22 protein-coding genes and 1 pseudogene are annotated in these 21,514 nt (G+C 70.6%); 11 read left to right on the forward strand and 12 right to left on the reverse strand.

The annotated features are described in order from the left end of the window. Positions 1-238: 238 nt before the first annotated feature. On the forward strand, positions 239-1,087 hold the full coding sequence (locus tag G6048_RS30280; protein ID WP_165342790.1) for a spermidine synthase: 849 nt from the start codon (positions 239-241) through the stop codon (positions 1,085-1,087). Between the two features lie 41 nt (positions 1,088-1,128). Here the strand turns inward: G6048_RS30280 and G6048_RS30285 are convergent, their stop codons facing one another. From G6048_RS30285 to G6048_RS30295, 3 genes are all read right to left on the reverse strand, one after another. Then, positions 1,129-2,433, reverse strand: coding sequence for an MFS transporter (locus tag G6048_RS30285; protein WP_165342791.1), 1,305 nt, complete (start codon positions 2,431-2,433; stop codon positions 1,129-1,131). 91 nt (positions 2,434-2,524) lie between these two features. Further along, positions 2,525-3,556, reverse strand: coding sequence for a hypothetical protein (locus tag G6048_RS30290; RefSeq protein WP_165342792.1), 1,032 nt, complete (start codon positions 3,554-3,556; stop codon positions 2,525-2,527). A 64-nt stretch (positions 3,557-3,620) separates the two neighbouring features. Beyond that, positions 3,621-4,571, reverse strand: coding sequence for a hypothetical protein (locus tag G6048_RS30295; protein ID WP_165342793.1), 951 nt, complete (start codon positions 4,569-4,571; stop codon positions 3,621-3,623). Positions 4,572-4,658: 87 nt separating this feature from the next. Here G6048_RS30295 and G6048_RS30300 point away from each other — a divergent pair, with 87 nt between their 5' ends. From G6048_RS30300 to G6048_RS30310, 3 genes are all read left to right on the forward strand, one after another. Beyond that, a complete protein-coding gene (locus G6048_RS30300) occupies positions 4,659-5,096 on the forward strand; it encodes a DUF4442 domain-containing protein (RefSeq protein ID WP_165342815.1) in 438 nt (145 codons plus the stop codon). Positions 5,097-5,281: 185 nt separating this feature from the next. Continuing rightward, entirely contained in the window at positions 5,282-5,503 is a 222-nt protein-coding gene (locus tag G6048_RS30305; RefSeq protein ID WP_165342794.1) for a hypothetical protein, read from the forward strand. 508 nt (positions 5,504-6,011) lie between these two features. After that, positions 6,012-6,827 carry an SAM-dependent methyltransferase gene (locus G6048_RS30310; RefSeq protein WP_165342795.1) on the forward strand — a complete coding sequence of 272 codons (816 nt, stop codon included), beginning with the start codon at positions 6,012-6,014 and terminating at the stop codon, positions 6,825-6,827. Positions 6,828-6,876: 49 nt separating this feature from the next. Here G6048_RS30310 and G6048_RS30315 read toward each other — a convergent pair whose 3' ends face one another. Next, complete coding sequence (locus G6048_RS30315; RefSeq protein WP_165342796.1) at positions 6,877-7,791, reverse strand: helix-turn-helix domain-containing protein; 915 nt, start codon at positions 7,789-7,791, stop codon at positions 6,877-6,879. A 220-nt stretch (positions 7,792-8,011) separates the two neighbouring features. Between G6048_RS30315 and G6048_RS30320 the strand changes: the two genes are divergently transcribed. Continuing rightward, positions 8,012-8,827, forward strand: coding sequence for a DUF427 domain-containing protein (locus G6048_RS30320; protein WP_165342797.1), 816 nt, complete (start codon positions 8,012-8,014; stop codon positions 8,825-8,827). A 112-nt stretch (positions 8,828-8,939) separates the two neighbouring features. Here G6048_RS30320 and G6048_RS30325 read toward each other — a convergent pair whose 3' ends face one another. Beyond that, the gene (locus G6048_RS30325; protein WP_165342798.1) at positions 8,940-9,470 is read right to left on the reverse strand and encodes a gamma carbonic anhydrase family protein; all 531 of its coding nucleotides are present in this window, start codon (positions 9,468-9,470) and stop codon (positions 8,940-8,942) included. A 121-nt stretch (positions 9,471-9,591) separates the two neighbouring features. Between G6048_RS30325 and G6048_RS30330 the strand changes: the two genes are divergently transcribed. Beyond that, on the forward strand, positions 9,592-10,383 hold the full coding sequence (locus tag G6048_RS30330; RefSeq protein ID WP_165342799.1) for an acyltransferase: 792 nt from the start codon (positions 9,592-9,594) through the stop codon (positions 10,381-10,383). Here G6048_RS30330 and G6048_RS30335 read toward each other — a convergent pair. Then, positions 10,380-11,231 carry an EamA family transporter gene (locus G6048_RS30335; protein ID WP_165342800.1) on the reverse strand — a complete coding sequence of 284 codons (852 nt, stop codon included), beginning with the start codon at positions 11,229-11,231 and terminating at the stop codon, positions 10,380-10,382. The genes G6048_RS30330 and G6048_RS30335 overlap by 4 nt on opposite strands. Positions 11,232-11,337: 106 nt before the next feature. Between G6048_RS30335 and G6048_RS30340 the strand changes: the two genes are divergently transcribed. Continuing rightward, a complete protein-coding gene (locus tag G6048_RS30340) occupies positions 11,338-11,910 on the forward strand; it encodes a helix-turn-helix domain-containing protein (protein WP_165342801.1) in 573 nt (190 codons plus the stop codon). Between the two features lie 46 nt (positions 11,911-11,956). After that, entirely contained in the window at positions 11,957-12,514 is a 558-nt protein-coding gene (locus G6048_RS30345) for a YbaK/EbsC family protein (RefSeq protein ID WP_165342802.1), read from the forward strand. 9 nt (positions 12,515-12,523) lie between these two features. Here G6048_RS30345 and G6048_RS30350 read toward each other — a convergent pair whose 3' ends face one another. Then, the gene (locus tag G6048_RS30350) at positions 12,524-13,609 is read right to left on the reverse strand and encodes a cation diffusion facilitator family transporter (RefSeq protein WP_165342816.1); all 1,086 of its coding nucleotides are present in this window, start codon (positions 13,607-13,609) and stop codon (positions 12,524-12,526) included. A gap of 62 nt (positions 13,610-13,671) precedes the next feature. Here G6048_RS30350 and G6048_RS30355 point away from each other — a divergent pair, with 62 nt between their 5' ends. After that, a complete protein-coding gene (locus tag G6048_RS30355) occupies positions 13,672-14,031 on the forward strand; it encodes an ArsR/SmtB family transcription factor (RefSeq protein WP_165342803.1) in 360 nt (119 codons plus the stop codon). A 7-nt stretch (positions 14,032-14,038) separates the two neighbouring features. Here G6048_RS30355 and G6048_RS51555 read toward each other — a convergent pair. From G6048_RS51555 to G6048_RS30380, 5 genes and pseudogenes are all read right to left on the reverse strand, one after another. Further along, positions 14,039-14,238, reverse strand: a pseudogene (locus G6048_RS51555) (transposase); the annotation flags it as partial. 85 nt (positions 14,239-14,323) lie between these two features. Continuing rightward, entirely contained in the window at positions 14,324-14,824 is a 501-nt protein-coding gene (locus G6048_RS30365; protein ID WP_165342804.1) for a cupin domain-containing protein, read from the reverse strand. A 252-nt stretch (positions 14,825-15,076) separates the two neighbouring features. After that, positions 15,077-16,027: an alpha/beta hydrolase gene (locus G6048_RS30370; protein WP_165342805.1), complete on the reverse strand. Its 951-nt coding sequence runs from the start codon at positions 16,025-16,027 to the stop codon at positions 15,077-15,079. A gap of 29 nt (positions 16,028-16,056) precedes the next feature. Next, positions 16,057-17,001: an NADP-dependent oxidoreductase gene (locus tag G6048_RS30375; protein ID WP_165342806.1), complete on the reverse strand. Its 945-nt coding sequence runs from the start codon at positions 16,999-17,001 to the stop codon at positions 16,057-16,059. Between the two features lie 96 nt (positions 17,002-17,097). Then, entirely contained in the window at positions 17,098-17,673 is a 576-nt protein-coding gene (locus G6048_RS30380) for an NAD(P)H-dependent oxidoreductase (RefSeq protein ID WP_165342807.1), read from the reverse strand. Positions 17,674-18,059: 386 nt separating this feature from the next. On the opposite strand from G6048_RS30380, the gene G6048_RS30385 reads away from it, so the two are divergent. Then, positions 18,060-18,563 carry a MarR family winged helix-turn-helix transcriptional regulator gene (locus G6048_RS30385; protein ID WP_165342808.1) on the forward strand — a complete coding sequence of 168 codons (504 nt, stop codon included), beginning with the start codon at positions 18,060-18,062 and terminating at the stop codon, positions 18,561-18,563. A 252-nt stretch (positions 18,564-18,815) separates the two neighbouring features. Continuing rightward, the gene (locus G6048_RS30390) at positions 18,816-20,873 is read left to right on the forward strand and encodes an ATP-binding protein (RefSeq protein WP_206342316.1); all 2,058 of its coding nucleotides are present in this window, start codon (positions 18,816-18,818) and stop codon (positions 20,871-20,873) included. The last annotated feature ends 641 nt before the right edge of the window (positions 20,874-21,514 follow it).

Consider the following 21,514-nt stretch of genomic DNA (forward strand, 5'->3'; position numbering starts at 1 on the left):
GTGCCTACCCGGGTGGGGTGACAGGCCATGTCGCGGCTGCGGGTGCCTCGTATGCCCGTCGCGTAGGTTCTGTCTGGGCCTCCCTGCGCCCTGTGTCAGCGAACAGCCGTATGCCCTGTTGGCGACGGGCTGGCGCACCGGCCCCGCAGGCACCGACCACACGGGGGCGCGGGGCTGTATAAATTTGCGGCGCCGCAGCCGACAACGAACCCACCCGCCCAACCGCCGGAGGCAACCCGTGGATGAACGGATACCCGTTACCCGCCCCGTAGACCACGGAACCGCCAAGCTGCTCCCGGACATCGACCGGAAGCGCGCCTGGCTGCTGACGGTGAACGACGCCCCGCAGTCGTACGTCGATCTGGACGCCCCGACGCACCTGGAGTTCGAGTACGCCCGACGGCTCGGGCACGTCCTGGACACCCTCACCGAGCCCGGGCGCCCCCTCGACGTGCTGCACCTCGGCGGCGGCGCACTCACCCTGCCCCGGTACCTCGCCGCGACCCGGCCGGGCTCCCGCCAGGACGTCGTTGAGGCCGACCGGGGCCTACTGGACCTGGTCAACGAGCACGTTCCCGTCCCCGACGACGCCGGCATCAGACTGCACGCCGCAGACGCCCGCGCCTGGCTGGAAAGCGAAAGCGCCGCCGACTCCACCGACGTACTGATCGCAGACGTCTTCGGCGGCTCACGCGTCCCAGCGCACCTGACATCGGTGGCGTACGCCCGAGAGGCCGAGCGGGTCCTGCGCGCCGACGGGGTCTACCTGGCGAACCTCGCTGACACCGCGCCCTTCGCCTTCCTGCGCTCTCAACTCGCCACATTCTCCACGGTGTTCGAGGAGCTGGCACTGATCGCCGAGCCGGGCGTGCTGCGCGGCCGCCGGTTCGGGAACGCGATCCTCGTCGCCGCCCATCACCCCGTCGACACGGCCACCCTCGCCCGCCGTACCGCCTCCGACGCGTTCCCGGCCCGTATCGAACACGGGGCCGCGCTGCGCGACTTCATCGGTGACGCCGAGCCCGTACGGGACGAGAACGCGGTGCCGTCGCCCGAACCACCGGACGGCGCGTTCAGCATCGGCTGACGCACCCCGACGCGGACCTGAGGCAGCCTCCACGGCGCCCCTCACGATCCGTCGGCCGAGCCCTTCCAGCCGGCCCGCTCGCTCGTCGTCGGCACTCCCACCACCACTTCCTTCGTACGACGCGTCATGTTCCGTACGTCGGACACGCACAGCACCGCCGCCGTCACCACGATGACCAGCACGGTGCACCCCCACAGGGACGCCGTACGCCCGAAGGCCTCCTCCGCCGGGCCCGCGAGGGCCATGGCCAGCGGGACCATCGAGACGGAGCCGAACCAGTCGTACGCCGAGACGCGGGAGAGCCGGTCCTCGGGGATCTCCTGGTGCAGCGCGGTCATCCAGGAGACCCCGAACACCTCGAGGGCCACACCGCTCACGAACATCACCGCACAGAGCCCGGCCACCGACAGCGGCACCGCGAGCGCGGCCGACGGCATGGCCAGCGGGAAGACACAGAGGGTGCCGGCGAGCAGCATGCGGCGTGGTTTCCAGCGCATCATCAGGATCGCGCCGCCGACGTTCCCGGCGCCGAACGCGCCGAGTGCCAGTCCCCATGGAGCGGCCCCGCCGAGGCTGTCCCGGGCGACCAGCGGCCCGTACACCGACTCGGCGGCGCCGACCACGGCCACCACGACGGAGAACTGCGCCACGATCGACCACAGCCAGGGCCGGCCGACGACCTCGCGCCAGCCGTCCCGCAGATCGGCGAGCAAGCCCTCGCCCGGCTCGCGCGGCGGTATGTGGCTCACGTCGAGGAAGGCCCGCAGCGCACCGGCGACCGCGAACGCCGCCGCGTCCACCGCGAGCACCCAGCCGGGGCCGATCACCGCCACCATCGCCCCGCCGACCGCGGCGCCGCCGAGCCCGGCCCCCTGCGTCGCCAGCCGGAACAACGCGAAGGCGCGGGCGACCTGTTCACCGCTGACGGACGACATCAGCATGCCCTCGGCTGCGGGGCCGAAGAACGCCTGGCCGGCGCCGCCGAGCGCGGTCAGGAGCATCATCTGCCAGAGCCGCGGCTCCCCGGCGAGCACGAGGACCGCGAAGGCCGCCTGCGAAAGGCAGTTGAGGGTGTTGGCCGCGACCATCACCCGGTGCCGCGGCAGCCGGTCCGCGACCGCGCCGCCGATCAGCAGGAACAGCACCAGCGGGAGCGTACGGGCCGCCGCCACCAGGCCCACGTCGCCGCCGTCACCGCCCGCGTCGAGTACGGCGAACGCCGCCGCGATCAGCGCGCCCTGGCTGCCGAGACTCGTCACGACCGAGGCGGCGGTCAGCAGTGTGTAGTTCCGGCCCGCCCAGGTGGGTCGGCGCAGACGTTTCGGGGCGGCGGCGGAACTGGTCACTCGTGAACTATCGCGTCACCGCCCCGACTTGCCAATCGCATTCAGCGCCAGAAGGCCGGGAGCATCTCAAAGCCCCGTAGGGCCAGGTGAGTTACGAACCTGTGGGAGCGTCTTCCGTCAGGCGCACCGTCAGGAGGATCTTCTGAATCGTCGCCTCCGGAAGCTCTTCGTCAACGCCCTTGGCGCCGTAGAGATTCCAGGTGACGTAATCGCCGTCGCCGTTCTTGAACGCGAAGGTGATGGCCTTGCCGTCGGTGGCGCACTTGCCCTTCTGCGGCGTGTTCTGCGAATAGGCCGTGGCGACGCTGCCCTTCAGGCCCGAAGTCGTCGTGAACGGCTTCGGCTTGCCGGGCTTCACGCTCTTCTTGTCGGGCTGCGTATAGCCGCCGAAGATCCACCAGGGAACCCGGGTCTCGGCGGCCTGAGCCGTGCTCGTGGCGCCGTTCTCACCGCGCGTTCCGGCGGTGGCGAGAGCGGTGTCCTCCTCGCGGCCGTCCTTGTCGGAGTCGTCCGTGCACCACTTGGACTTGAGAGAGGCGGGAGCCGTGACGGTCGTCCGGTCCATCTTGCCCTTCTCTTCCCATTCGAAGCCGACGCTGGTGTCCGCGCTCTCGAGTTCCCAGTCGGCGGGCACGTCGAACTTGGTGCCGAACCGCGGGTTCACCACGACCTTCCAGCCGGGAACGGTCGGCTTCTCGCTCTCGCTGCCGCGCGGATTGTCCCCGCCGCCGGACGCGGGCGCGCTCGGCTTCTTCGAAGCGGGCGCCGAGGTGGCGGGTCCCTTCTTGCCGGAGTCGTTCGCCGTGTCGTCCTTGTCGCCGCCGAGGACCAGCAATCCGGTGACGCCGGCCGCGACGACGACCGCGGCTGCCGCGACGATCGCGACGACCTTCGTCTTGTTGCCGCCGCCACCGCCCTGCGGTGGCTGGGGAGCCCCCAGCGGATCAACGGGCGTATGCCAGCCCGGCTGACCGGGCTGCTGCGCATAGGAGTTCGGCTGCTGCTGATATCCGGGCTGCTGATACGGATTCGGCTGCTGCTGGTACCCCGGCTGCTGATACGGATTCTGATTCGGGTCCTGCGGGTTCTGCTCGCCCCCGGGCGGCTGCTGTCCTGGCCACATGTGCGCCCACCCTAGCGGCGCGGGGACACGTTTTTGTCACTGACTCTCGTCAGCGGTGTACCGGTCAGGACCCCGACGGGTCCTCGTACAGCCGCACGGTACTGAGGATTTTCCTCACCGTTGCGTCCGGTACTTCCTCGGATACGCCCTTTGCACCGTGGAACGACCATGAGACGAAGTCGTTGTCGGCGTTCTTGAAGCCGAACACGGTCGACTTGCCGTCGCCGTCACACTTCCCCGACTTCTTCACGTCCGTGGACCACGCCGTGCCCAGACTGCCCGTGATGCCGGACTTCGTCGTGTACGACTCCACCGCGCCGGAGTCGATGTTCGCCTTCTCCGGCTGCGCGTACGCCCCGTAGACCCAGGAGTCGGAGTCGGCGCGGGCGATCTCTTCGGTGCTCTTGGCGCCGTTGTTGCCCCGGGTGCCCGCGCCGGCCAGCGGCGTGTAGTCCTCGGTGCCGTCCTTGTCCTCGTCCGTACCGCACCACTTCGACTTGAGGAATGCCGGAGCCGCCATGGCGACCAGGGGCTTCTCCTCGGGGTCGCCGTCCTCGGTGACGTACGAGACCCAGTCGGGGGACTCGAGCTCCCAGTCGGCCGGCACGTCGAAGGCGATGCCGGTCTTGGGGTTCACCACGGCCTTCCAGCCCGCGACGGTCGGCTGTTCCCCGGCCGAGCCGCGCGCATCACCCGAACTGGTCGGCTGCGCACTGGACTTGGCGGGGCCAGGCTCGGCCTTGTCGGCCGTGTCGTCCTTGTCGCCGCGGAGCAGTACGAACCCGGTGACGCCCGAGGCGACCATGACGGCGGCGGCCGCGACGATGGCGACGAGCTTCGTCTTGTTGTCGCCACCCCCGCCCTCGGGAGGCGCGGGCGTACTCATCGGGGCGGTGGGGGCGGTCCACTGACTCTGCTGGTGCTGGCCCTGCTGGTACGGGTTCGGCTGCTGATAGCCGGGCTGTTGGTAGGGGTTGGGCTGCCCGCCGCCTGGCGGCTGCTCTCCTGGCCACATGGGCGGTAACGATACTGCGATCACATCGTCGGCTTCTGGCCGGGAAGGCTACTCGCGGGTAACGTGACGCGCATGAGCGCAGACCAGATGTCGATCGGCGAGATGCTCGCCGCCACGGTGCCGATGGTCCGGACCCTGAAACTCGAGTACCTCGAGACCACGCCGGAGAAGGCCGTTCTCGCCCTGCCCGACCAGAGCGAGTACCACAACCACGTCGGCGGGCCGCACGCCGGAGCGATGTTCACGCTGGGGGAGTCGGCGAGCGGGGCGGTCGTCCTCGCCGCGTTCGGGGACCAGCTCTCGCGCGCTGTACCGCTTGCGGTCACCGCCGAGATCGCCTATAAGAAGCTCGCGCGGGGAACGGTCACGGCTACGGCGACCCTCGGCCGCCCCGCCGCCGACGTCGTCGCCGAACTCGACGAGGGCCGGCGCCCCGAGTTCCCGGTCGCCGTCGTCATCCGGCGGGAGGACGGCGCCGTCACCGGTGAGATGACGGTCGTCTGGACGCTGCGTCCGAACAACTGAGCCCGTCAACTGAGCCCGTTCGAGGGCTGGTTGCCGAGACCCGGCAGATCCTCGGGTGCGAAGCTGCCGACGGCGAGTGGTGACTCGTACCGGGCGAGTCCGCATGATGGGGAGCGTGGAGTGCTCGCGCTTCCGGGCCTCTGGGCCTCTGGAAGCGCGAGGCCGGGTCGTGAACGGGGGTTGCGATGGTGCTCGTGGTGATCGTCGGGGTCGCTCTGCTCGGGCTCGTCGCCTGGGCGACGACTGTGCTGATTCGGCGGGAGCGCCGGCGCCCCGAAATGACCGCCGATGCCCACCGGATCGAGTCGGCCGCCACGGCGGGCATCCGCGACGCCCGCCGCCGCGCCCGCGCACTCGACCGGATCGGCGGCGGGGGCGGGATCGGCCGCCTGGACGGTCGCGAGTAGAAGAGCCCCATACGAGTCCTTACGAGGAACTGACGCCGCTACCAGCGCTGTTGCCTCACCCGTCACACAGGCCACTATGGTTCTTGACGTCACCGGCCCATCGGTGGCGGCGCGGCCCGGCGGCCGGGCGTGAGCCAGCAGGGACGGCTCGCGAGCGAAGGTCGCCAGGACCACCGTCTTGCCTCTTTCGCCCCTTCCGGCGACGAGGCCGGCATCGCCGCGATGAAAAGAAAGCGGCCATCGCGGCGCTGGGCGGGCGCCCCGGGTCCTCTCCGGGGCGCCCCGCACGGTGTCGTACGGCGGATGGCCGGATGCGTACGCCTCCGCCCCGCGATACGCGGGAAACCAGCCAATGATCAGCGAAACATGGGCAGTTGGCGACCGGTGAACTTACCCGCGCCGAGCCGTGAGGAATAACGTGGGCGCCACGGCTGGTATTCGCCTGTTCGCCTATACGCCTTTTCAACGGGGGCGCGGTCCCCCGCACCGACTACTCACAGGAGCGTCCATGACTGATGAGCCGAACATCTCCGACCCGGAGGCGCTCTCCAAGATCGACACCACTGTGCCGCAGTCGGCCCGGATCTGGAACTACTGGCTGGGCGGGAAGGACAACTACGAGGTCGACCGCGTAGCCGGTGACGCGTTCCGCGAGATCTTCCCCGGGATCGAGACCGGAGCCCGTGCCGCCCGGTACTTCCTGGCCCGCGCCGTCCGGCATCTGGCCGCCGAGGAGGGCATCCGACAGTTCCTGGATATCGGCACCGGGCTGCCCAATGTGGACAACACCCACGAGATCGCCCAACGGGTCGCCCCCGAATGCAAGATCGTCTACGTCGACAACGACCCCTTGGTGCTCGCACACGCCCGCGCGCTGCTCACGAGCACCCCCGAGGGCGTCACCAACTATGTGGACGCCGACCTGCGCGAGCCGGCCACCATCGTGCGGGAAGCCGGGAAGACGCTGGACTTCGACCAGCCGATCGCCCTCATGCTCATGGGCATCCTGGGGCACATCGAGGACTACGACGAGGCCCGCTCGATCGTGCGGCAACTGGTGGACGCCCTGCCCCCCGGCAGTTACCTGGTGCAGTACGACAGCACCAACACCAGCGAGGAGTACGTCACCGCCATCCAGCAGTACAACGAGGGTGGTTCGATCCCGTACATCTTGCGCAGCCCCGAGCAGATCGCGGGCTTCTTCGATGGTCTGGAACTGCTCGAACCCGGTGTCGCGTCATGCTCGCGCTGGCGTCCCGACACCAGCGCGTGGGGCCTTCCGGCGGAGGTGCACCAGTACGGGGGCGTCGCCCGGAAGAGCTGAGGCCCGCCGCCCGCGCGGCCTGCCGGTCCCTGTCCAAAGGTCCCGGAGGTCAGGTCTCCTTGAAGATCCGGTGCAGGATCGTGGGAGTCGCCTCCGGGGACTGGGCCTGTACGACCAGGCGGTTCATGACGCCCCAGTAGTACTCGATCTCGGCCGGCTTGTCGGGGTAGAGGGCGCTGGCGTACTGCTCGAGGTAGACCACGTCGGGCAGCTGGCCGCCGGGCAGGCGCAGGATGGTGACCGGACCGCCGGACGCGGCATGCCCGCCGGCGCGGAACGGCATGATCTGGACGGTCACCCGCGGGAGTTGGGAGACCTCGATGAGGTGCTGGAGCTGGGCACGCATCGTGTGCGTACCGCCCACCGCACGACGCAGCGCCGCCTCGTCGATCAGGGCCCAGATCTGAGGGGCGGGCTGTCGGCGCAGGATCCTCTGGCGGGTCATCCGCAGGGTGACCCGCCGGTCCAGCTCGTCCGCGGAGGCGTCCGGGTGGTCGAGACGGAGGGCGGCGCGGGCGTAGTCCGGGGTCTGGAGCAAGCCGGGAACGCGCTGTACCTCGAAGCAGCGGATGAGCGTGGCCGCTTGCTCGACGCCCAGGTAGGCCTGCATCCAGCTGGGCACCACGTCGTTGTAGGCCTGCCACCAGCCGGGGGTGTTGGCCTCTTGGGCCAGGGCGAGCAATGTGGCGCGTTCGGCCTGGTCCGTGACTCCGTACAGCGTGAGCAGATCGGCCACGTCCCGCAGCTTGCAGCCGTGGCGGCCGGTCTCCAGTCGGCTGATCTTGGACTGTGAGGCGCGGATGACGTGGCCCGCCCTCTCACGGGAGATGTTCTGCTCCTCCCGGAGCTGGCGGAGCCGTGAACCCAGGGCGAGGCGAGGCACCATGGGGCCGGCCGATCCGCCCGACGGGCCGTTCAGGATTTCGCTGTCGGACGGTGAATGTGCGGCCTCTGTGGTGCCCATGGGCATGCTCCTTGCGGTGAACGCAACTCTGCACGCGTGAAAGCGGTGCGCTCAGCCAGCATAGGGGCTGACCGGTACATGATCTCCAACTTGACGCAACCCAGGCGATCACCGGCGCCGGAGAAGTCGTTCGGCCCGATATGACCGTTCTTCTTTGGCCTTGATTCTTCTTTGGCCTCGATTTGTTGTCCTCGGCGGGGACCTCGGTGAGCATGGGGTAATGAGTGCGCTGTTCACCATGCGATCCGTACGCACCACTCCGGAGGGCTTCCTGTGGGAGCCCGGCGAACGCTGGGTCCGTGGCCGCAAGGGCGAGGTCACCGTCGTCGACAGCCACCACCCCGTACTTGTCTGGGAGCCCGACCGGCCCGTCCCGCTGTACGCGTTTCCCCGCGAGGAGGTACGCGAGGATCTGCTTCGGCCGGCGAAGAATCCGCGCGCGGGCAAGCACTCCGGATCGCAGATCTTCTACGACCTGGAGATCGACGGCGAGCTCTTCGAGAACGCGGCATGGACCTACCCCGCGGAGGACCTGGCCGGTCATATCGCCTTCGAGTGGGCCGAGCGCAGCGGGCGGGGGCTCGACCGCTGGTACGAGGAGGAGGAAGAGATCTTCATCCACCCGAAGGATCCGCATCACCGGGTGGACGCCCTCGTGAGCAGTCGCCACGTCCAGATCGAGATCGGCGGCACTCTCGTCGCCGACACCCGTCGGCCGGTGCTGCTCTTCGAGACCGGGCTGCCGGTGCGGTACTACATCCCGCGCGAGGATGTTCGCCTCGACCTCTTCGGTCCCACCGATCACAGCACGGGGTGCCCCTATAAGGGCACCGCCGAATACTGGTCGTGGCGGGGTGACGCCGAGGTGCCCGCGAACATCGTCTGGAGTTACTCGGAGCCGCTGCCCGCGGTGGCTGCCATCACAGGGCGCCTTGCCTTCTACAACGAGGCGGTTGATATCGCCGTGGACGGCGAGCGTGTGGAGCGGCCTGTCACTCCGTTCACCGCGACGCTTTCGCCGCGGGCGGCGAGCTGACGTTCCCCGCTCGGTAGGCATCTGCGGGTCCGTTGTGGCTGGTCGCTCCCATCGCGGCGGGGCTGCGCAGTGCCACAGCCCCGCGCCCTACGACGGGGCGCTGCCCGCGCGGTTACTGGACGCCCACATCCCGGTGCGTCTGCGCCAGCTCCGTGTAAACCGCCGCGTTCAGCGCGATCCCCTCGCGCTCTTCCGGCGTCAGCTCGCGTCGTACCTTTGCCGGTACGCCCGCGACCAGCGAGCCCGGCGGTACCCGCATCCCTTGCGGTACCAGTGCCTGGGCGGCTACCAGCGAACCCGCCCCGATCACCGCGCCGTTCAGCACGGTGGCACCCATCCCGATCAGGCAGCCGTCCTCCACCGTTGCGCCGTGCACCACGGCGTTGTGGCCGATCGAGACGCGTTCGCCGATGGTGATGGGGAAGCCGGGGTCGACATGGAGCGTGCAGTTGTCCTGGACGTTGCTGCCTGTGCCGATGACGATCGGCTCGGACTCGGCACGCAGTACCGCGCCGTACCAGACGCTGGCGCCCGTGTGCAGCGTCACATCGCCGAGCACCACGGACGTGGGGGCGGCGAACGCCTCCGGATCCACCTTCGGCTCCTTGCCGCCCACCCGCGCGATCAGCGCCTTGTGCGTCATCGTCAAACTCCTCGTCTCGTCGCTACCGGCACCGTAAGCCATCGGTTCGCATGGCCGGGTGGGGCGAAGATCACAGGCGTACGGCCTCTTGGGTGCGGCGCCCGCTGAGTACGGTGAGCGGGTGCCCAGGAGCAAGAACACGTTCTCGTCATGGCGGCGGCGCCTCGTCCAGCGCGCCGTGCATGCGGGCTGGGCCTGGGTGCAGCGCACGGGGTCCGTGAGTGCCGAGAGCCCGGGGCGGTTCCGCTTCGGCGCGATGGGAACGGGTACCAGGCTCGCCTTCCCGCTCGGCACCGTCTTCGGTGAGCCGTGGATCCATCTCGGCGCCCACTGCATCGTCGCCGAACAGGTCACGCTGACCGCCGGGTTGATGCCCGATCTCGACCTCGGCCCCGATCCCATTCTGCGCATCGGCGATGGTGTCGTGCTCGGCCGCGGCAGCCACGTCATCGCCGATACGACGGTCACGATCGGCAGCGACTGCTACTTCGGGCCCTATGTGTACGTCACGTCCACGAACCACTCGTACGACGATCCCCACGAGCCGATCGGCAAGCAGTGGCCGCGGATGGAGGCGGTGGAGATCGGCTCGGGCTGCTGGATCGGGACGGGTGCGGTGATCCTGCCCGGGGCGCGGATCGGGCGGAACGTCGTGGTGGCGGCGGGGGCGGTGGTACGGGGCGTGGTGCCCGACCACGCCGTCGTCGCCGGGGCCCCGGCACGCGTCGTACGGCGCTGGTCGCCGGGCGACGGCTGGCAGCCGCCCCTGCGTACGCCGGCGCCGGTGCCCATTCCCGAAGGTGTCACCCCGGACCAGCTGCTGGCGTTGACCGAACTCGACGCCGAGGCCGCGGCCCGCCTCGCCGCACTGGGCGCGGAGGGCGCCGTCGACGACGTACGTGCCGACTCCTAACCCGTCGCGAGCAGCACGGTTCCGACGAGGGCCAGGCCCGCGCCCGCCGCCTGAACGCCGCGCAGCCGCTCGCTGAGGAAGCCGCGTGCGGCCAGGGCCGTGACCACCGGGTAGAGCGAGGCGAGTACGGCGGCCACTGTGACCGGGCCGTTCTGGGCGGCCAGCGCGTACGTGCCGTTGGCCGCGACATCGGCGAGGCCGACGAAGGCGAGCGCCGGGAGCGCGGACGGCGCGACCTTCGGGGGAGCCTGGGTGCCGCGGCGGACGGCGACGTAGAGGGCCGTGCCGCCCGCGACGACGTTCGTCACACGTTGGACGAACAGGGCGAGGAAGAGGCCGGTCAGCGTGGTCGAGGCCTCGGCGATCAGGGCCATCACCGCGCCGAAGCCGAAGGCCGCGAGCAGGGTGAGCAGCACGGCCTGCCGCTGCACGGGGGCGCCCTTGAACTGCGGGCCGCCCGCGAGCACGACGCCCACCACGGCGACCGCGATCCCCGCGAACTGCAGCAGCCCCGGGCGCTCGCCGAGGACGAGGCCCACCCCCACCGGGACGGCGACGCCGAGGGAGCCCAGGGGCGAGACGACGCCCATCGGGCCCAGGGCGAGCGCCTTGTAGAAGGCGAGCATCGCGACGGGCCCGGCCAGCCCTGCCGCCACCGCGAACCACAGCTGCGGGCCCGCCTCGCTCCAGGCGCCCGTCGCCACGACGATCGCGCCGAGTACGACGGTGGCGATCGACTGCGAGACGACCACCACGGTCAGCGCCGGCGTGCGTCGGGTGAGCAGCCCGCCGCCGAAGTCGGCCAGGCCCCACAGGAGGCTGGTGGCCAGGGCGAAGAGTGCTGTCACGGGGCCTCGCAGTACAGTTCGGTGCACGATCGGGTGCAGCCCACCGTAGTGCAGTCGGGTAAACCCTGTCATCCAGAATATTGGACTCCGCAACGTTGGACGGAATGTGTCGGACCTCGATCTGCTGACCCGGTCCCTGGCGCGCAACGTCAAGCACTGGCGCGCGGTGCGCGGCTTCACGCTGGACGTGCTCGCCGCCCGGGCCGGCGTCAGCCGCGGCATGCTCATCCAGATCGAGCAGGCCCGCACCAATCCCAGTCTCGGCACGGTGATCAAGATCGGTGACGCGCTCGGCGTCAGCATCACCACCCTCCTCGACTACGAACAGGGACCGAAGGTGCGGATCGTCCCGGCCGAGCAGGTGGTCCGGCTGTGGCACACCGACGCGGGCAGTCACAGCCGGCTCCTCGCCGGCACCGAGGCGCCCGGCCCACTGGAGATGTGGCACTGGCGGGTGATGCCGGGCGAGAGCAGCACCTCGGACCCGCACCCCGTCGGCACCGTCGAGATCGTCCACGTCACCGCAGGCGAACTGACCCTCACGGTCGACGGCACGGAGTACCGCGTCCCGGCCGGTGCGAGCGCGACCTTTGAGGCCGACGCCCCGCACACCTACGGCAACCAGGGCGACGTCCCCACAGAGTGGATGCTGGCCGTCTCGGTCCCACCCGTGCGCTGAGGCGACGCCCGGCGCCCGGCCCCGGCCGCCCTGTTAGCGTGCGCTCATGGACGCACCCATCGGCCACTTCGACAACGCCACGCCCGCGCCCGACTGCCTGGACGAACTGACCCGCCCGGTCGCCGACGCCGTACGCCGCTGGCACGGCAACGTCCCCGCCGAGCAGATCGTGTACGTCGACACCAAGCCGGAGTGGGCCGACACCGCCACGTTCCTCGAGCACTACGGTCCGGAACTGCTCGACCAGTCGGCCAACTGCGTGGTCGTCGCAGGCAAGCGCGGCGGGGACAGCACGCTCGCCGCCTGCGTCGTGCTCTCCGGCACCCGGGTCGATGTGAACGGCGTGGTCCGGCGCCAACTCGGCGCGCGCAAGGCGTCGTTCGCGCCGATGGACACCGCCACCGGCGAGACCGGCATGGAGTACGGCGGGATCACGCCGCTCGGGCTGCCCGCCGACTGGCCGGTCCTTGTGGACTCGGCGGTGGTCGATCTGCCGTACGTCCTGGTCGGCAGCGGCCGTCGGCGCGGGAAGCTGCTGGTGCCGGGGAAGGCGTTCGCGGAGCTGCCGAACGCCGTGGTGCTGGAGGGGCTCGGCGTCGCCTGACCCCGTCGGTCAGTCGGTCGCGTGGTGGGCCAGAGCCAGATGGGGATCCGTCTCGTCGGGTGCGGGTGACGGGTCGGCGTGGACCAGGGCCGCGGTGAGCCCGGGAACGGCGTGCAGCAGAGCGTGCTCGGCCTCGACGGCCACCCGGTGCGCCTCGCGTACGGTCATGTCGCCGTCTACGACCACCGCAACCTCGGCCCGCAGCCGGTGGCCGATCCAGCGCAGCCGGAGCTCGCCGACGCCCCGCACGCCGGGGACTTCCCGCAGCGCCCGCTCGGCCCGGTCCACCAGCGCGGGGTCGATCGCGTCCAGTACCCGGCGGAAGACCTCGCGTGCGGCGTCGCGCAGCACCAGCAGCAGGGCTGCCGTGATCGCCAACCCGACGATGGGGTCGGCGAGTTGCCAGCCGAGCGCCGCGCCGCCCGCACTCAGGAGGACGGCGAGCGAGGTGAAGCCGTCGGTGCGCGCGTGCAGGCCGTCGGCGACGAGCGCGGCCGAGCCGATCTCGCGGCCGACGCGGATGCGGTAGCGGGCCACCCACTCGTTGCCCGCGAAGCCGATGACGGCCGCGACGGCGACGACCGGGATGTGCTCGACCGGGCGCGGGTCGAGCAGTCGGTCGATCGCGGTCAAGGCCGCGAAGACCGCGGACGCGGCGATCGTCAGCACGATCACGAGGCCGGCCAGGTCCTCTGCCCGGCCGTAGCCGTACGTGAACCGGCGCGTGGCCGGGCGCCGGCCCAGTACGAAGGCGATCCCGAGGGGTACGGCGGTGAGCGCGTCGGCGGCGTTGTGCACGGTGTCGCCCAGCAGAGCGACCGAGCCGGAGGCCACGACGACGCCCGCCTGCGCGGCGGCGGTCACACCGAGCACGGCCAGGGAGATCCACAGGGCCCGGATGCCGCGGGCGGAGGACTCCAGGGCGGTGTCGACCTTGTCGGCGGTCTGGTGGGAGTGGGGGGTGAGGAGGTGGCTCAGCCGGTGGAGGGGGCGGGCGAGGCGCCCGCGATGCCCGTGCTCATGGTCGCGCCCTTTGTGTCCGTGCCCGTGATGCCTGTGTTCGGGATGGCCGTGGGTGTGGTGCTCGGCGCTCACAAGGGTCCCCTTTCCGTACGCGGGAGTGGACTCGACGAGGTCCACGGGGCCATTATGTGCGTATGAGCGCACGCATGCACCTATCACCTGCGCAGGATGCGCATCCGCGCAGCCCCGGCGAGGAGCAGTTCGCCCTTGCCGCCGAGGTTCTGGCCCTCCTCGGGGACCGGACCCGGCTTGCGCTGCTGCACGCCCTGGCTGACGGCGAGGCGGACGTCACCTCGCTCACGGAGCGGTGCGGGGCCGCGCGGCCGGCGGTCAGTCAGCATCTGGCGCGGCTGCGGCTGGCGGGGTTGGTGAGCACGCGCAAGGAGGGGCGGCGGGTGATCTACTCCCTGCGGGATGGGCATTTGCGGCGGGTTGTTGACGAGGCGCTCAATCTGGCCGACCACCGATTGAGCGGTCGGCCTGCGCACGACTAGCTCCGCATCAGGCAACGTTCGCCCCGTTGACGACCTCGAGGCGGTCGTCGGCGGCATGCTGTTCCGCCAGCTGATGTAGCGGCGGATCATGCTGCCCTGCTCTTTGTGGCCGGCATGGTCGGTGCCATCGAGTGCGAAGTAGCGCAGGGCGGTGAACTGGGCCTCGATACGGTTGAGCCAGGAACTGTTGGTCGGGGTGCAGGCGATGGACCCGAACGATCTGGTCCTGGCTGTCCAGCTCAGCGGGGAACTTCACCCTGTCGACCGGTGCCGGGTTTGCCGGCTCCGTGAGTCACAGGAACTCGCTCCGGTAGGTCGAGGCCAACTCGGCCGCACGGCGGCGGCGTTCCGCGAGCTCGTCCTCCGACAGTTGTGGCGGCGGCGCGTCCATGCCCGCGACGACATCGCCGATGCGCGTGAAGTACTCGTCCTGGCCGGCGGGGGTGCACATGCACAGCATGCGGGCCGGCGCACCCGAAGCGTTGCGGAAGTTGTGCGGGGCGTTGGCCGGGATGTTGACCGTGGACCCGGCCCCTACGGTGTGCTTCTCGCCGCGGAAGGTGAACTCGATCTCGCCCTCGAGGATGGTGAACATCTCCTCGAAGTCGTGCCGGTGCGGCGGCGGGCCGCCGCCGTCGGGGACGCGCATGTCGATCAGGCAGTACCGGCCGTCGGTCTGCTCGCCGGTGACCAGCATGGCGTACGTGTTGCCCACCAGAGAGATGTACGTCGTGCCGGGATCGTCGGGGTCCGCCACGGTCAGCGAGCGGGACGGGTCGTCGTCGGGGATCATCGGAATCGTCTCCTTCAAAGGTCAGTCAGGTGAGGATCAGGTGCCGGGCGGGTCTCATGCGGTCCGGCAGTCTCCCGGCCGTCGATGCGCATGCTGCCCGAAGTGGGAGTCCGGCCCGGCCGCGCGGTGCTTCAGCGTGTTCTTGCCGGTGTCCGAGGGGCCCATTGCGGCGGGCAACGGGGCGAGGGGCCACCTGTGTGGAGCGCTTGCATACCCCTCCTGCGGCACGGGGTGAGCGCGCTCGGTGCCGGCTCAGATCGACTTGAGGACGCGGATGCGGTCGGCGATGGCGCGGCGGGCGACGTCGGAGGTGAAGGCGATGGAGTCGAACTCGTGCGGGGCGCCGGGGTGCAGGTGGAATTCGACCGGCACGCCGGCGCGGCTGAGTTTGGTGGCGTAGGCGGTGTCTTCGTCGCGGAAGACGTCGAGCTGGCCGACCTCGATGTAGGCCGGTGGCAGGCCGGTCGCGTCCTCGAGCCGGGCTGGGGCCGCCGTGGCCGGGACGTCGGGCCCGCCGGCGGCCTCGCCGAGCAGGGCCGGCCATGCGGTGAGGCTGTCGTCGTAGGACCACAGCAGGTAGGGCGCGATGTGTGGATCGGGGGTGGTGGTGCGGTCGTCGAGCATCGGCATGAGAAGGATCTGCCGGGCGATCTTCGGGCCGCCGCGGTCGCGGGCGAGGATCGACACGGCTGCGGCGATTCCGCCGCCGGCGCTGTCACCCATCACGCCGATCCGGTCGGTGTCGACGCCGAGTTCGGTGGCGTGTTCGTGCAGCCAGCGCAGTGCGGTGTAGGCGTCCTCGAGCGGGGTCGGGAAGGGGTGCTCGGGGGCGCGGCGGTACTCGACTGACAGCATCGGTACGCCGCTGGCGGAGACGTAGCGGGCGAGCGGCCCGTCGAACAGGTCGATGTGGCCGAAGATGTATCCGCCGCCGTGGAAGAACAGCACGGCCGGGCCAGGCGCCGCGCCGTCCTTGGTGTACCAGCGCATGGAGATCCGCGCGCCGTCGCCGGTGGTCGTGTAGTGCTCGCTGGTCTTCACCTCGGCCGGGACCGGCTGGGCCGTTCCCGCGGCGCCGATGATCGGCTCCCACATGGCGCGCCGCGCCGCGATGTCCCCCACGGCCGGTGGTGTGGCGTCCGCCATCGCGCCGGCCATCGGGGCCAGCGCCTCGGCGATTTCGGGATCCAAACTCAGTGCCATGGCCTTTTCCTTTCGGTGGAGGATCGGCTTCAGGCGACGGGCGGGACGACGATGACCTTGCCGTGCACCGCGTTTTCGGCCGCCCGGGCGTGGAGCGCCGGCAGCTCGGCCAGCGGCACCCGCTCGGCGACGTCGACGCGCAGCTCGCCGCGGTCGATCAGCGCTACCAGCTGCGACAGCTGGTCGGCGTCGCTGCGGACGAACAGGTCGATGCCGCGTACGCCGCGCTCCTGGTCGGAGGGCGCGGGCATCCATACCGTCGTGTTCACCACGACCCCGCCCGGACGGACCAGTGTGACGAGCGCGGCCAGCTCGGCCGGGTCGACCGGCGCGAGGTTGAGCACGACGTCGACCGGCTCGGTCACCGCCGCGCTCACGCCGGTGGTGGTGTGGTCGATGACCTCATCGGCGCCGGCCGACGTGACCGCCTCGCTGCTGCGCGGGCTGGCCGTGGCGATCACGTGGGCCTCGGCTCCCTTGGCCAGCTGCACGGCGTAGCCGCCGACCGCTCCGCCGGCGCCGTTGATCAGCACGCGTTGCCCGGCCGTCAGCTTGCCGTGGTCGAACAGCGCCTGCCACGCGGTGAGGCCCACGAGTGGCAGTGCGGCGGCGTCGGGCAGGGGGATGCTCTTGGGCGCCGGCGTCAGGACCTCGGCCGGCGCGAGGACGTACTCCGCGGCGGCGCCGTTCCCGTCCATCGGCAGGAAGCCGATGACGTCGTCACCGACCGCGATGCCGTCCACGCCCTCGCCCAGCGCGTCGATCGTGCCGGCGACGTCGATGCCGGGAGTGTGCGGCAGCACCACCGGTATGGGGCCGCGCATGAAGCCGCCGCGGATGTTGCCGTCGACGGAGTTGAACGACGTCGCGGCGACGCGGATCCGGACCTCACCGGCCCCGGGGACGGGCTGCTCCACGTCCTCGTAGCGCAGGACGTCGGGGTCGCCGTACTCGTGGAAACGTACTGCCTTCATTTCGGTTCTCACCTTCACTGCGGTCGATGTTGCTTCGAATTCGAAGTAACTGTGATGACGATACCTCTGCTTCGAATTCGAAGCAAGTGTTGTCGGTCACTGCCGGTGCGAGCGCATCGCCACGGCGAGTTCTGCGGCGGCTTGGTCGATGCAGGCGCGCAGTCGTGCCGCGTCGCTGTGAGCCGTGGCCGGCCAGTCGGCGGGGTCGGCGACGACGACCGTGGGCACGGGGTCGGCGTGCACGCCGGCCAGGCGCCTGCGGAGCGCCTGCGCGAGGTCCGGCGGCCGCCAGCGGGAGCCGCTGTTGAGCGCCAGCAGCACCGGCATGCCGGAGAGGACACCGTCCCCGAGGACGGCGAAGAACAAGTCGAGCACCTCGCTCGGGGAGGCGGCGAGCACCGGGGTCGCCACCACGAGCCCGTCGGCCGCCACGACCGCCGCGATCGCCTCCCGCAGGTCGAGGCTGACGCGGTCGTGGGTGGAGTGCTGGACGAGGTCGGCCGCCAGCCGGTGCAGCTCCAGCACCTCCACCTCGGCGAGCGCACCACCGACCGCCAGTGACCGGCACACAGCCTCCGCGACCCGGTCCGCGAGCAAGCGGGTCGGGCGCCCGTAGCCGACGCCGGCGCACAGGACGGCCAGAGAAGCCGGGCTCCACGCTGCGGTGTTCATCCCGGCGTCGTGTTCATGGCTTCCTCCCCGCGGCCGGGCTGTCGTGCTGTCACCGGGGAGGGCCGCGGACGACGTTGCGCGAGGTAAGGGATGTTCATGGCCGGTCCTCGAGATCTGTGGGCGGTGGCGCCGTCCTTCTGCTCGCAACCCTGCGCCGCACCACTGCCCGATCTCCATGTTCTGCGGTGCTCAGCCGGGCCCAACACTGCCCACACCGTGCGCGCACGAGGTCACGACATCAGACCCGTGAGACCCTCGCGTCCGGCTCAATACACCCGGCCGGGATGGCATCGAAACATGCGGAGGAGTTCGGTTCCAACGCCGCCTGCGGTAACTGGAAAGTCGGCACCCCGTACTCTTCGAATTCGAAGCAGTAGACTTCGGTCATGCCTGATTCACCGCCGCCGCTCGACCCCGTGCAGCTCGGCACTTACTTCGACCTCATCGAGGTGACCAGCCTGCTCCGGCACGCCGTCGAGCAGCAGCTGCGCGAGGCCGGCGATCTCAGCTATGTGCAGTTCCAGCTGCTGGCCCGCCTCGGGGACGCGCCGACGGGCAGTCACCGCATGACCGACCTGGCCGACGGCGTCGTCTACAGCCGCAGCGGCCTGACATACCAGGTGGATCTGCTCGAGAAGAAGGGCCTGGTCATCCGCGCTCCCTCGCCGGACGACGAGCGGAGCGTCACCGTCACCATCACCGGTGCCGGGCGTGCGCTGCTTGCGAAGGTGCTGCCGGGTCACGTCGAGGTAGTCAGCGGCCTCCTGTTCGAGCCGCTTTCGCGCGACGACGTCAAGGCTCTCGCCGGCCTGCTGGCGCCGGTGCGCGACCACATGCGCTCGACGCCGTCTCGCTCGGCCGCACCTCGCCGCCGCAAAGGCGGAGCATAAAGATCCGACCCAGGCCACGCAGAAGGGACCACGACACGTCCCGCTCGACGTGGGGCCAGTGGAAGAAGCGACGAGCCACGCCGAGGACAGGGACTGTGGCGTAGCACCCGGACGACGTCGCGTCGGTGCCGCATACATGCGAGCAGCGCTCTCCGTCCCGGGTGCTGCCCCGCGCTCGGTACTACTCACGTCGAAAGCGCTTCATCAATCGGATCTTCGACGGCAAGATGGGCCTGACGAGAGGAGCCCGGATTGGGTGCGAGGGGCCTGGCGGGCCGGCTGGCCGCGGCACGAGCCGGTGCGCTGGTGGGCAGGGAGCCGGAGCGGGCGGTGCTCGACCGGATGCTCTCGGGCGCGGCGCAAGCGCCGTTTGTGGCGTACCTGCACGGCCCCGGTGGCATCGGCAAGTCCTCGCTGGTGCGCTACGCCGCCCGGCAGGCGGAACTCGTCGGCCGCCGCGTGGTGCACGTGGACGCACGGTTCCTCGACGCCGATCCGCGCCGACTCGAGGAGGCCGCCGCCCCGGCGTGCACCGAACCCGGCACGGTGCTGCTCATCGACACCTTCGAGCAGTGCCAGCCCCTCGAGACGTGGCTGCGCGAAACCTTCCTGCTCCGGCTCGCCGACCACGCGATCGTGGTGGTGGCCAGCAGGACCGCCCCCGACGCCGAATGGTCGCTGGACCCTGGATGGGCGCAACTGTTCACCGCACTGGCCGTGCAGCCGCTCGACGCCGCCCAGTCCGACGCCCTGCTCGCCGCCCGGGGTGTCCCCGCCGAGCAGCGCGGCGCCTTCGTCGCCTTCGCCGGAGGCAGCCCGCTCGCCCTCTCGCTGGCCGCCTCCGTGCCCGCCGCGGCACCCGGCGCACCGTGGTACCCCACCGGCGACATCCTGACGACCCTGGTCGAGCGGCTGGTCGGCGACCTGCCCGGCGCCGTCTACCGACGCGCCCTCGAAGTCGTCGCGCAGGCCTACGTCACCCGCGAGCCCCTGCTCCGCACAGTGCTGGGTGACCAGGACACCAACACGGTGTTCTCCTGGCTGCGCCAGCTGCCCTACATCGAGGCCACGCCCGAAGGGCTGCACCCGCACGACGCGGTGCGGGCGACCCTCGAGGCCGACCTGCGTTGGCGGGACCCCGAGCGCTACGACGACGTCCGCGCCCGCATCTCGCTCGCCGGCCTGCGCGCCGTGCGCTCCGCCACCGCCGACGACGCGCTCTTACGAGTCGCGGAATGGATGTTCCTCTTCCGCGACCAGGGCGGCACGGACAATCTGTACAACTACCGGGCGCACCCCCACATCGAGGACACCCCGCTCCGGTCCGAAGACGTGCCCGGCGTGCTGCGCATGGCCGAGGAGGCCGAGGGCCCGGCATCGGCAGCCGCGGTCGCACACTGGCTGCGCCGCCAGCCGGAGGCCTTCCGCGTCCACCGCTACGCGGGCTCTTCCGCACCCGTTTCGTTCATGGCCATCCTGCGGCTGGACACACCGCTGCCCGAGGACCGCGCCGAAGACCCGGTGATCGCAGCAGTCTGGGACCTCGTGGAGGCGGCCGCTCCCCTGGGACCGGGCGAGCACCTGGGCATCCGCCGCTTCGCGGTGCAACCCGGCGGGCACCAGCGGCCCTCACCCCTGATGGAACTCATCAGCCGGCGCACCATCGCCGAGGAGATGACGAGCCACGGACGGGCGGTGACCTTCACCGTCTTCGAAGACGCCGACCGGTGGGGACGCTACCTCGCCAAGGCCGGGATGCCGGAGGTCGCGGCCGTGGACGTCGGCGGCCTGCGACAGCACGTCTTCGGCCGGGACTGGCGACGGCAAACAGTGGAACAGTGGGTACAACACCGCGCTCGCACCGCGGTCACGCCCGTAGCGACATGGCCTGCAACCGCCTCCACGAGCGGCCCAGGCGACCAGCTGCCGCGCACCGTGTTCGAGGAAGGCGTGCTCGAGGCGCTGCGCACCTGGCAGACCCCACGCGAATTCGCGACCAGCGTCCTGCTGCACTCCCATCTCATACCGTCGGGCTCACCCGACCCGGTCGCGGACCTGCGCGGCGCCATCACCACCGCCCTCGACGCGATACAGATCGACCCCGCGGGCGTCAAAGCCCACGAGGCTCTCACCGCCACCTACATCACGGCCTTGCGCACCCACAAGGCCGCCGCCCGGCGACTGGGGGTGCCCTACGGCACCTACCGGCGCCACCTTGCCCTGGCCAAGGAACGCCTCATTGAACAATTGCTGCGTCAACCGGCCACGACATCCACACCGACCCCGCCACACTCGTCCCCGGAGGAGTGAGGCCACCGCGGTACCGCGGGGCAACGTCCTCCGCGAGAAGCGCGCACTGCCACTCGTTGTCGTTCAATGGCCACAACAAGAAACTCCTTCATCCCTACCCTCATCTGCCTCCCTCGAGGCGTTGGTCCGCGAACCCGGCGTGCCGGCCGGGGCAGTTGCGCTCGAACATGACCACTCTGCGGGCGGTTTCACTCGGGCCCATGACGCCTGAGGGTCTCGGCGCAGGGCCACGGCGACAGCGCCGGTACCCGCGCCCGCCGAGGGCCCTGCTGCTGGAGCGGAATCCAAGCCACGCCAGAGGTTCCCGTGGGCCGTGCTGAGCATGATTGAGCAACACCGGGGGCCAGCGACCGGGCAGCGGGGCGGCGCAGGGTCTCCAAGCAGGAGGACGGCGCCGCTGTCCGCGAGGAGGCCCGGTGCGGCCGCGAGGCCGGCGATGGAGTTGACGTTGACGATCGCGCCGCCGCCGGCCTGGCGCATCGAGGGGGCGGCGCGCCGGAGACGCCCTCCTCGCGGAGCAGGATGCGGATGATCCGCAGCAACCGCCTGCCCTCGTCGTCATCAATCTCTCGAACCCGCACGCGTTCAGCGACCTGATCATTCTGGCCGTCCGATGCTTCCTCGCGCAGGACGTTGATACA

It is taken from the genome of Streptomyces ureilyticus (assembly GCF_011045025.1).
Taxonomy (GTDB): domain Bacteria; phylum Actinomycetota; class Actinomycetes; order Streptomycetales; family Streptomycetaceae; genus Streptomyces; species Streptomyces ureilyticus.